Here is a 10,912-nt window from a genome sequence, read left to right as displayed (position 1 = left end):
CCTGATTGTGTGAGTTCAGGCAATTTCGTGTAACCTCTCATTGCGTATGGCTTGGAGATGCCATGCAGCGGTCGGAGAACAATAGCGGGGACTACCCGCGTTGACCAGGCAAAGGAACTACCTTGGTACGACTGAAAAAGTCCAGCAATGGATTGATCGGGGTCGATATCACCTCGGCAACGGTCAAGTTGATCGAGCTCAAACGCGCCGGAGCCCAGTATCGAATCGGCAGCTATGCCATACGCCCTTTGCGAGAAGGGGCCGTAGTCGAGCGGCGTATCCGTGACATGGGCGAGGTCGTCAAGGCTCTCCAGCGAGCTGTCGACCATGCCCGACCCACTACGCACCAGGCCAGCGTTGCGGTGCCGGCCAGCGCGACGATCACCAAGACCCTGACACTGCCGGCGTCGCTCAACGATAGTGAAATCGAGGCCCGCATCCAACTCGATTCCGACAAGCATATCCCGTTTCCGTTCAGTGAAGTGGCCTTCGACTTCCAACGCCTGGGGCTCAATGCCCACCATGACGACCAGCAGGACGTGCTGCTGGTCGCCTGTCGTCAGCAGGATGTCAGTCAACTGGCCGAGGCGCTACGTCAGGCTGGGTTGGAGACGACAGCGGTAGATGTCGAGACTTTCGCCATGGAACGGGTCTTTGGTGAATTGCGTCATCAGTTGCCATCGTTGAGTGGTGATGACGACTGTGTGGCACTGGTCGATATCGGTGCCACCATGAATGCCTTCCATGTGCTGCGAGACGGTCGAGTCATCTACAGCCATGATACCGTCTTCGGAGGGCGCCGGCTGACCGAAGAGATTCGCAGCCGCTATGGCCTGAGCCTTGAAGAGGCGGCGCTGGCCAAGAAGCGTGGTGGTCTACCCGAGGATTATTGCGCGCTGGTGCTCGATCCCTTTCTCGATACCTTGGTACAGCAGGTCGGGCGCTCACTGCAGCTCTATTACACCGCCGGGCGCCAGCATGAGGTCACACGGCTGGTGCTGGCCGGGGGAACCTGCGTGATTCCCGGCCTTGTCGATCGCTTGGCCGAGGAGAGCGGCATGGAAGTGGCGGTCGCCAATCCTTTCCTGCGCATGAAGGTCAATTCGCGAATCGATCTACCTGACTTGGCGAGCGATGCCCCGGCCATGTTGACGGCCTGCGGGTTGGCAATGAGGGCGCGCGCATGACCATCGAGATCAACCTGCTGCCCTGGCGGGAGCACGTGCGCGAGCGACACCGCAAGCGTTTCTACCTGTTGTTGATACTGACTTTTGCGGTGGGGCTAACGGGCGGTGCTGGCATGGCCTATCACTCTCACCAGCAGCTCACCGCGCAACAGCAACGCAACGATCATATTCAGCGACAGATGGTGCGGCTCGATGACTCGATCCTTTCGATTATCGAGTATGAGGGCATGCGCGATCGGATGCTGGCGCGTATCGGGGCTTTTGCACGTTTGCAGCATGAGCGCGCGCAGACGGTGCGCCTGTTCAACCATCTTGCCGAAAACCTTGAGCAAGGCGTCCACTATACGCGGTTGTCGCGCCAGGGAGATACCGTGCTTCTGGTCGGGTTGGTCGAGAACAACCACCAAGTGTCGGATCAATTGCGCGCGCTGGCCAAGACCACGGTGCTCGAGATTCCGGTGCTCTTGGAAGTCGAGAGCGAAGCCGGTCAGCACCTGCGTCGCTTCAGCCTCAGTGTGGCTCAGCCCCCACCTGCTGGAGAGGAGGCGCGATGAGCCTGTCGAGGGAGTGGCGCCGCCTGCGTGAATTGGACTGGCGTGCACTGGACGTCAAGGAGTCGGGCGCTTGGCCATGGTCGCTACAGCTTTTCTGTTGTCTGTTGGTACTGGGGCTGGCCTTCGGCGGAGTGCACTGGTATCTGGCTGCGCCCAAGGTCGCGGGGCTGGTCGATGCCAAGCATCAGGAGCGCGAGTTGATGCGCGACTATCGCGACAAGGCGGCGCAGGCGGCAAGCCTGCCGGTGGTGCGTAAGCAAGTCGCCGAACTAGAGGAGCGTATTAGCGCTTTACGTGAGATGCTGCCCACCGACGCGGAGATTCCCGCGTTGATCGACCATATCAGCGAAACCGCCATCGGCAACCAGCTCGAGATCGACATCATTCGCTTGCGCAGCCCCGTGGAGCAGGAGTTCTACATCGAGCAGCCCTTCGACATTCAGGTCCGAGGCGATTATCACCGTATTGCCTACTTCCTGGCAGGAGTCGCCAGCTTGCCGCGTATTGTCACCCAACATGATTTCACGCTCGAACCAACTGGCGACCAAGGGGTGCTGCGCCTGTCGATGCTGGCGAAGACTTACCGCTATCGTCCGCCTGGCGGCGGGGATGAGGCGCAATGATGTCCCGGTGGATACTGGTGCTGGCCATGGTCGTGCTGCTGGTCGCTTGTGTCGACCCCGAACTCGAACGCCTGGATCGAGAATTGGCGACGCTGCGTGTCGATCCCCGCGAGGTGGACTTACCTGCCTTACCCGAATTGCCTAGTTCCGCTGATGCCACCTATGACCACGCCGATACCCGTAGCCCCTTTCTGGCCAGACAGCCTGATGCCGAGGAGGCGTTAGCGGGCTCCAGCGAGTTGGCGCCGAATTTGTCACGGCCGAAAGAGCCGCTGGAAGCCTATGTGCTGGAATCCTTGGAACTGGTGGGCACGCTTGTGGTGGGAGGGCGGCATTCCGCTCTGGTAAGAGCGCCGGATGGTCAGGTGCACCGTTTGGCCACCGGCAGCTATCTGGGTACCGATTTCGGACGCATCGTCGACATTGACGGTGACTCGGTGCTCCTGATCGAGGTGATCGCCACCGGCCAGGGTGGCTGGGTCGAGCGGTCGCGGTACCTGACCTTGGATGGCGAATCCAGTCGCCGCAACTGATCACAAAAACGAAATGCCGGACACGGCAAACAACGCAGGGAATGGAAGCCATGCATGACATGATACGCGGCCTGGCCAGTGTGCTGCTGGGGCTGCTGTTGCCACTTTTGGCCTGGGCGGACTCCGCGCCCGTTACTCTCGACTCCCATGAAAGTGAGCGCCTTCCCTACACCGGTGAGCGCATCACGCTGACCTTCCAGGACATCGAGGTGCGGTCGGTGCTGGCGATTATCGCCGATTTCACCGGCCTCAACCTGGTGGCCAGCGACAGTGTCGCTGGTAGCGTGACCCTGAACCTGCAGGACGTGCCCTGGGATCAGGCATTGGATCTGGTGCTCAAGAGCCATGGTCTGGCCAGCCGTCGGGAGGGCAACGTGATCGTGGTGGCGCCGGCCGAAGAACTGGCCAGTCTCGAGCGTCAGGAGATCGAAGCACGAGCGCAGTTGGAAAGGCTGGCGCCGCTTGTGACCGAGATTTTGCAGGTACGTTACGCTAAAGCTGCGGACCTGGCCGCATTGCTGCGTGGTGACGGTGGTTTCGGTCTGCTCACCGAACGCGGCCGGGTAGCCGTGGATTCGCGCACCAATACCTTGATGATCCAGGATACCGCCTACCAGATGCAGGAGATCCGGCGCACCATCGAACGGCTCGATATTGCCGTGCGCCAGGTGCAGATCGAGGCGCGTATCGTGATTGCTCGAGATAGCGCTTCGCGTGAGTTGGGGGTCAACTGGGGGGCAAGTTCGACTCGCGGTTTCCGTTCGCGCGAGCGAGCGGGCGATACGCTCAATCCGCCCGAGGTAAACAATCTGGTGGACAACGTGGCGCGTGACCTCAATCCCCAGGGTTTGAACCGCGCCCGGACCGGCCTCGCCGTGGATCTTGGCAGCGCGGCCAACCCCTTGAGCACTTTTGCCTTCGGCTATCTGTCCGGCGATATCCTCCTTGATCTGGAGCTGCGTGCGCTGGAGAGCGAGGGCAAGAGCCAGACCATTTCCCAGCCGCGTGTGATCACCGCCAACCAACGCGCCGCGGTGATCAAGCAGGGCGCCGAGATTCCCTTCCAGGAGGCGACCTCAAGTGGGGCCACCAGTACCGAGTTCAAAGAAGCAGTGTTGTCGTTGGAGGTGACTCCGCAGATCACGCCCGACAATCGTATAATCATGGACCTGGCGATCAACAACGACACCGTTTCCGAGCGGAGCTTCGAGGGTGCGCCGGCCATCGACACCAATCAGATCGAGACCCAGGTACTGGTCGACAACGGCGAAACCGTGGTGCTGGGCGGGATCCTGACCACCGAGCAGGTCCACAGCCTGTTCAAGACCCCTTTTCTGGGCGACCTGCCCGTCATCGGTAATCTTTTTCGCTATACCCAAGACTCCAATGAAAAGGTAGAGTTGCTGGTATTCATTACTCCTAGAATCATCGAGGACGGGCTGGCAATTCGCTGATGCAGGATTTTCCCAATCTTTTCCTGATCGGTCCCATGGGGGCCGGCAAAAGCACCATCGGCCGCCTGCTGGCGGCCGAGCTTTCGCGCGATTTCGTCGATAGCGACCACGAAATTCAGGATCGCTGCGGCGCGGACATCCCCTGGATCTTCGATGTCGAGGGTGAAGCCGGCTTTCGCGAGCGTGAGCAGCAGATGGTCGACGAGCTCACCCAGCGCCAAGGTATCGTGCTCGCCACCGGCGGTGGGGCGGTGATGCGCGAGGTGAATCGGCGAGCGCTACGCGATCGGGGCACGGTGATCTATCTCTATACCACTGTCGAGCAGCAGCTAAAACGCACCGCCAAGGATCGCAATCGCCCTCTGCTGCGTGGCAACGATCGTGAAGAGATCCTGCGTACCATGTTCGCCAAACGCGACCCGTTGTACCGTGCAACTGCCGACCTGATCGTGCGTACCGATCGCCGTGGCCCTCGCTCGGTGGTCAACGAGATCGTGCGCCGGGTCGGTCGCTTGGTGAACCCACTGCAATGCAAGGCTTGATCATGTCACACGCGATATCCGATGCCCCTCTCACCTTGAACGTCGAACTTGGCGAGCGCAGCTATCCGATCCACATTGGCGCCGGCCTGTTGGGCGATCCACGTTGGCTCGAGCCTTACCTGGTCGGTCGTCAGGTGATGATCGTCACCAATGACACCGTGGCGCCACGCTACCTGGAGCGCGTCAAGCAGGGGCTGTCCGGCGATCGCGAGGTACGCGAAGTCGTGCTGCCCGACGGCGAACATACCAAGACACTGGATTCGGTAAGCCTCATCTGGGATGCCCTGTTAGCCGCTGGCTTCAATCGGCGCTGCACTCTGGTGGCATTGGGAGGTGGCGTGATCGGCGATATGGCCGGCTTTGCTGCGGCCTGCTACCAGCGGGGCGTCGCCTTCATCCAGGTGCCCACCACCCTGCTGTCGCAGGTCGACTCATCGGTGGGAGGCAAGACCGGGGTCAACCACCCGCGCGGCAAGAACATGATCGGCGCCTTCTGGCAGCCGCGGGCGGTGCTGATCGATACCGATACCTTGCGTACTCTTCCCGAGCGAGAGCTTTCGGCGGGGTTGGCCGAGGTGATCAAGTATGGACTGATCCGCGATGCCGGATTCCTGGCTTGGCTCGAGGCGCACATGGAGGAGTTGCGTGCTCTTGACGGAGCGATGCTGCGCGAGGCAATTCATCGCAGTTGTGCCCTCAAGGCCGCGGTCGTGGCCGAAGACGAGACCGAGCAGGGAGTACGAGCCTTACTCAATCTGGGGCATACCTTCGGTCACGCCATCGAAGCGCATCAGGGTTACGGCGCCTGGCTGCATGGCGAAGCGGTGGGGGCCGGCATGCTGATGGCCGCCGAGCTATCGCATCGTCTAGGTTGGCTCGACGACGATGACGTCGTGCGGGTCAGCGCTATCCTCGAGGCGGCCGGTCTACCGAGGGTGGCGCCTGGCAACATGACCCGGGATGACTTCCTCGAGGTCATGCGGCTCGACAAGAAGAATCTCGATAGCCGCTTGCGGTTGATCCTGCTGCGTGCACTTGGCGACGCCTGCGTGCATGACGCCACACCAAAGGCTGAACTCGATGCCTTGCTAGAGACGTTTCCACGCGGCTGAAGTGGCGGTTCCCTTCAGCCGCTGAGTCGTCGCTCGAGCCAGAAAAAGGCGCTTCTTCCTTGGGGAAGAGGCGCTTTTTCGTCTCGCGTGGAGAAGGGTCGCTTTTAGCAATCCGCATGCCTCATGCAGGATCGGCATGGCGAAAATGGCTGATTTTGCATAAAAATCTCTATTCATAGAACGAAATCGTTGATCCTGCCAAGTTATTGACCTGTCAGGTGTTTTCTTCGGTGTTGTTGGCTAACCTGCCGATTTATGGCGATTTTTGTTGTGAGATAAAGGGTGGAGAATTGCGTGAGGGCGCCCTGCTGGCTATGCTGTACAACCTTTTTCGCACCAGAAACAGGCCGCAATAGAGGCTAAATAATAAAAAGTTAACTTTTAAAAATAACACGGTAGTTTTCTGGACACAAGATTTCGTTTTCCTGTGAGGCACGCCCATGATGAGAGGTCTCCACCAGCCTGGCGAATTTCGTGACAACTGCGGTTTCGGGCTGATTGCCCATATGGAAGGGCAGGCTAGTCACGACCTGCTGAAAACCGCCATCGAATCGCTGACCTGCATGACTCACCGTGGCGGCATCGCCGCCGACGGCAAGACCGGTGACGGCTGTGGCTTGCTGCTGAAGATGCCGGCCAGCTTCATGCGTGCCGTGGCCCGTGAAACCCTGGGGGTCGAACTGGGCAATGGATTCGCCGTGGGCAGCATCTTCCTGCCCGACGACGATGCCCGCGAGGCCCAGGCCCGCAAGGTATTGGAAGCCGAGCTCGAGGCGCGCGGCCTGACCGTGCACGGCTGGCGTGACGTGCCCACCGACGCCAGTGTCTGCGGCCCCATGGCCCTGGATTGCCTGCCGCGTATTCGTCAGGTCTTCGTCGAGGCCGGCGACGACCGTCTCGAGGCCAAGCTCAATGTCGACCTGTTCATGGCGCGTCGACGGGCTGAAGAGCAACTGCGTGACGAGGAAGATTTCTACGTCTGCTCGTTGTCGACCAAGGTGTTGTCCTACAAAGGGCTGATGATGCCCGTGGACCTGCCGACCTTCTATCATGACCTTGGCGACGAGCGCCTGGAAACTTCGATCTGTGTCTTCCACCAGCGCTTCTCCACCAATACCGCACCGCGCTGGCCGCTGGCGCAGCCGTTCCGCTTCCTGGCCCACAATGGCGAGATCAACACCATAGAGGCCAACCGTGGCTGGGCCAACTCGCGCAAGGAAAACTTCGTCAGCGAACTGCTGCCCGACATCACCGGGCTCGACGAGATCGTCAACACCACCGGCTCCGACTCCTCTAGCATGGACAACATGCTCGAAGTGCTGATGACCGGTGGCATGGACATCTACAACGCCATTCGCATGATGGTGCCGCCGGCGTGGCAGAACGTCGAAACCATGGATGGCGAACTGCGTGCCTTCTATGAGTACAACTCCATGCACATGGAGCCCTGGGATGGCCCGGCCGGCATGGTCATGACCGACGGCCGCAACGCCGTGTGCATGCTCGACCGCAACGGGCTGCGTCCGGCGCGCTGGGTGATCACCAAGAACGGCTATATCACCCTGGCCTCGGAGATCGGTACCTACGACTACCGGCCCGAGGACGTGGTAGCCAAGGGCCGCGTCGGCCCCGGACAGGTGCTTGGCATCGACACCGAGACCGGCGAGGTGCTGCATACCCAGGACATCGACAACCGCCTCAAGTCGGCCTATCCCTACAAGCGCTGGCTCAAGGACAACGCCCAATATCTGGAATCGGCGCTCACCGAGTTGGCGCGCTTCCAGCCGATGGAAACCGACGAGCTGAACGTCTATCAGAAGATGTTCCAGGTCAGCTTCGAGGAGCGCGACCAGGTGTTGCGGCCGCTGGCCGAGAGCGGCCAGGAAGCAGTGGGTTCGATGGGCGACGACACGCCCATGGCCACACTGTCGCGCCACAGCCGTCTGCTGACCGACTACTTCCGGCAGAAGTTCGCCCAGGTCACCAATCCGCCGATTGACCCGCTGCGCGAAGCGATCGTGATGTCGTTGGAGACCTGCTGCGGCGCCGAGCTCAATGTCTTCGAAGCGACCCCGGAACATGCCCATCGCCTGATCCTGACCACGCCGATCTTGTCGCCGCGCAAGTTCACCGCGTTGGTCAACCAGGACGACCCAGCCTTCGCCAGCTATCACATTTCGCTGGCCTACGACCCCGAACAGCAGGGCCTCAAGCAGGCGATCCTCGAGGTGTGCCAGCAGGCCGAGGAGGCGGCAAGAAGCGGCAAGGTGCTCCTGGTGCTCTCTGACGCCGAGCTCGCCAAGGGGCAGTTGCCGATTCATGCCGCGCTGGCCGTGGGTGCCGTGCATCACCACTTGGGCCGCAAGGCGTTGCGTCCGCGCGTCAATATCGTGGTCGAGACCGGCTATGCCCGCGATGCCCACCAGATGGCGGTGCTGTTCGGTGTCGGTGCTACCGCGGTCTATCCTTACCTGGCCTATCAGGTCATGGCCGACATGCACCGTACCGGCGAGCTCGTCGGCAGCCCGGCGGATGCTCGCGAGAACTATCGCAAGGGGTTGCAGAAAGGCCTCTACAAGATCCTGTCCAAGATGGGGATCTCGACGCTCGCTTCCTATCGCGGCTCTCAGTTGTTCGAGGCTGTGGGACTGCACTCCGAGGTGATGGAGCTGTGCTTCACCGGCATGGCTTCACGTATCGAGGGGACCGGTTTTGCCGAGCTGCAGATGCAGCAGGAACTGCTGGCAAGAGATGCCTGGATCCCGCGTAAGGGCATCTATCAGGGCGGCTTGGTCAAGTACGTGCATAACCACGAGTACCATGCCTACAACCCGGATGTGGTCAAGACGCTTCAGGAGGCGGTGCAGGAGGGCGACTACCAGAAGTGGAAGAAGTTCGCGCAACTGGTCAACGAGCGGCCGGTCGCGACCATTCGCGACCTGCTCTCGCTCAAGGCGGCTCCTGAGCCGGTGCCGTTGGAAGAAGTCGAGCCGGTTGACGATCTGCTGCCACGCTTCGACAGCGCCGGCATGAGTCTTGGCGCCTTGTCGCCGGAGGCCCATGAGGCGTTGGCCCAGGCCATGAACGAGACTGGTGGCCGCTCCAATTCCGGCGAGGGCGGCGAGGATCCCGCTCGCTACGGTACAATCAGAAGCTCCAAGATCAAGCAGATCGCCTCGGGTCGTTTCGGCGTCACTCCGGCCTACCTGGTCAATGCCGAGGTGCTGCAGATCAAGGTCGCTCAGGGCGCCAAGCCCGGCGAGGGCGGCCAGTTGCCGGGTGGCAAGGTCAACGAACTGATCGCCCGCCTGCGCTACTCGGTGCCCGGCGTGACCCTGATTTCGCCGCCGCCGCACCATGACATCTATTCGATCGAAGACCTGGCGCAGTTGATCTTCGACCTCAAGCAGGTCAATCCCGATGCCCAGGTGTCAGTGAAGCTGGTCTCCGAGCCGGGGATTGGCACCATCGCCACCGGTGTGGCCAAGGCCTATGCCGATCTGATCACCGTTTCTGGCTACGATGGTGGCACTGCGGCGAGCCCGATCACCTCGATCAAACACGCAGGCAGTCCCTGGGAGCTGGGCCTACCCGAGGTGCACCAGGCACTTCGTATCAATGGTCTGCGTGACAAGATTCGCCTGCAGACCGACGGCGGTCTGAAGACCGGTCTCGACGTGGTCAAGGCAGCGATCCTCGGCGCCGAGAGCTTCGGTTTCGGCACCGCGCCGATGGTGGCGCTGGGCTGCAAGTACCTGCGCATCTGTCATCTCAACAACTGTGCCACTGGCGTCGCCACCCAGCATCAATACCTGCGCGACGAGCATTTCCGTGGCACCGTCGACATGGTCAAGCACTACTTCCGCTTCATCGCCGAGGAAGTGCGCGAGCTGATGGCCATGCTCGGTGTACGCAAGCTGACCGACCTGATCGGCCGCACCGACCTGTTCGAGGTGATCGAAGGCCAAACGCCCGCGCAGCGCAAGCTCGACTTGACGCCATTGCTCGAGAACGACTTCGTGCCTGCCGACGCACCGCAGTTCTGTCAGGTCAGTCGCAACGTGCCGCACGATCCGGGCGCCAAGAACCGCGAGGTGCTGGAAGCCCTGTTGCCGGCGATCGAGGCCAGGTCCGGCGGTGAGTTCGATTTCACCATCACCAACTGCGATCGTTCGGTGGCGGCGCTGACCTCCGGGGCGATCGCCAAGCGCTACGGCGAAGAAGGCCTGGAAGATGCGCCGATCACCGCACGCTTCATCGGTGTGGCGGGGCAGAGCTTCGGCGTGTGGAACGCGCGTGGTCTCAACCTCTTCCTGGAGGGGGATGCCAACGACTATGTCGGCAAGGGCATGAACGGTGGCTCGATCACCATCGTGCCGCCGGCGGCCAGCACCTTCGAGAGCCACAAGACAGCGATCATCGGCAACACCTGCCTGTACGGTGCCACCGGCGGCAAGCTGTTCGCCGGGGGTACCGCCGGTGAGCGTTTCGCGGTGCGCAATTCCGGCGCACACGCGGTCATCGAAGGGGCCGGTGACCACTGCTGCGAATACATGACCGGCGGTCTGGTTTGCGTACTCGGCGAGACCGGTGTCAACTTCGGTGCCGGCATGACCGGTGGCTTTGCTTACGTGCTCGACGAGGATCGTACTTTCGTCGACAAGTACAATCACGAACTGGTGGAGATCCACCGTATCAATACCGAGACCATGGAGGCCTACCGGCGTCACCTGCGGGAGGTCATCGAGGAGTATGTCGCCCACACCGGCTCCAAGCGCGGTGTGGCGATCCTCGAGGACTTCAGCGACTTCATTCGTCATTTCTGGCTGGTGAAGCCCAAGGCGGCAAGCCTCAACAGCTTGCTTGCCGAATCCCGTCGGCGGCCCGAGTAAGCGGAGGAGACACGA

At 61.3% G+C, this 10,912-nt stretch carries 7 protein-coding genes and 1 pseudogene; all 8 read left to right on the top strand.

The genetic code is table 11. The annotated features are described in order from the left end of the window. The first annotated feature begins 122 nt into the window (after positions 1-122). The 8 genes and pseudogenes from pilM (at position 123) to gltB (ending at position 10,897) form a co-directional block, all read left to right on the top strand. Positions 123-1,187 carry a type IV pilus assembly protein PilM gene (gene pilM, locus IE093_RS13020; RefSeq protein ID WP_189469883.1) on the top strand — a complete coding sequence of 355 codons (1,065 nt, stop codon included), beginning with the start codon at positions 123-125 and terminating at the stop codon, positions 1,185-1,187. Continuing rightward, positions 1,184-1,741, top strand: a complete 558-nt coding sequence (locus tag IE093_RS13015; RefSeq protein WP_189469881.1) for a PilN domain-containing protein — start codon at positions 1,184-1,186, stop codon at positions 1,739-1,741. The genes pilM and IE093_RS13015 overlap by 4 nt, the downstream gene beginning before the upstream one ends. Further along, positions 1,738-2,364: a type IV pilus inner membrane component PilO gene (locus IE093_RS13010; RefSeq protein WP_189469879.1), complete on the top strand. Its 627-nt coding sequence runs from the start codon at positions 1,738-1,740 to the stop codon at positions 2,362-2,364. Before IE093_RS13015 ends, IE093_RS13010 begins: the two co-directional genes overlap by 4 nt. After that, positions 2,361-2,897 carry a pilus assembly protein PilP gene (locus IE093_RS13005; protein ID WP_189469877.1) on the top strand — a complete coding sequence of 179 codons (537 nt, stop codon included), beginning with the start codon at positions 2,361-2,363 and terminating at the stop codon, positions 2,895-2,897. The genes IE093_RS13010 and IE093_RS13005 overlap by 4 nt, the downstream gene beginning before the upstream one ends. Before the next feature lie 167 nt (positions 2,898-3,064). Next, a pseudogene (locus IE093_RS13000) lies at positions 3,065-4,351 on the top strand (type IV pilus secretin PilQ); the annotation flags it as partial. Further along, positions 4,351-4,893, top strand: coding sequence for a shikimate kinase AroK (gene aroK / locus IE093_RS12995; RefSeq protein WP_189469875.1), 543 nt, complete (start codon positions 4,351-4,353; stop codon positions 4,891-4,893). The pseudogene IE093_RS13000 and the gene aroK, both read left to right, overlap by 1 nt. Before the next feature lie 2 nt (positions 4,894-4,895). Then, a complete protein-coding gene (gene aroB / locus IE093_RS12990; protein ID WP_189469872.1) occupies positions 4,896-6,005 on the top strand; it encodes a 3-dehydroquinate synthase in 1,110 nt (369 codons plus the stop codon). A gap of 440 nt (positions 6,006-6,445) precedes the next feature. Next, positions 6,446-10,897: a glutamate synthase large subunit gene (gene gltB, locus IE093_RS12985; RefSeq protein ID WP_189469871.1), complete on the top strand. Its 4,452-nt coding sequence runs from the start codon at positions 6,446-6,448 to the stop codon at positions 10,895-10,897. The last annotated feature ends 15 nt before the right edge of the window (positions 10,898-10,912 follow it).

Origin of the sequence: Litchfieldella qijiaojingensis (genome assembly GCF_014651875.1) — a bacterium.
Lineage (GTDB): Bacteria > Pseudomonadota > Gammaproteobacteria > Pseudomonadales > Halomonadaceae > Litchfieldella > Litchfieldella qijiaojingensis.
The sequence above is the reverse complement of the archived record's forward strand: the minus strand, read 5'-3'. Positions and strand labels throughout refer to the sequence as shown.

What these genes read in the sequence shown, in the direction of transcription:
- aroK (WP_189469875.1), top strand. Translation starts at nt 4,351, where the DNA reads ATGCAGGATTTTCCCAATCTTTTCCTGATCGGTCCCATGGGGGCCGGC.
- gltB (WP_189469871.1), top strand. Translation starts at nt 6,446, where the DNA reads ATGATGAGAGGTCTCCACCAGCCTGGCGAATTTCGTGACAACTGCGGT.
- aroB (WP_189469872.1), top strand. Translation starts at nt 4,896, where the DNA reads ATGTCACACGCGATATCCGATGCCCCTCTCACCTTGAACGTCGAACTT.
- IE093_RS13015 (WP_189469881.1), top strand. Translation starts at nt 1,184, where the DNA reads ATGACCATCGAGATCAACCTGCTGCCCTGGCGGGAGCACGTGCGCGAG.
- IE093_RS13010 (WP_189469879.1), top strand. Translation starts at nt 1,738, where the DNA reads ATGAGCCTGTCGAGGGAGTGGCGCCGCCTGCGTGAATTGGACTGGCGT.
- IE093_RS13005 (WP_189469877.1), top strand. Translation starts at nt 2,361, where the DNA reads ATGATGTCCCGGTGGATACTGGTGCTGGCCATGGTCGTGCTGCTGGTC.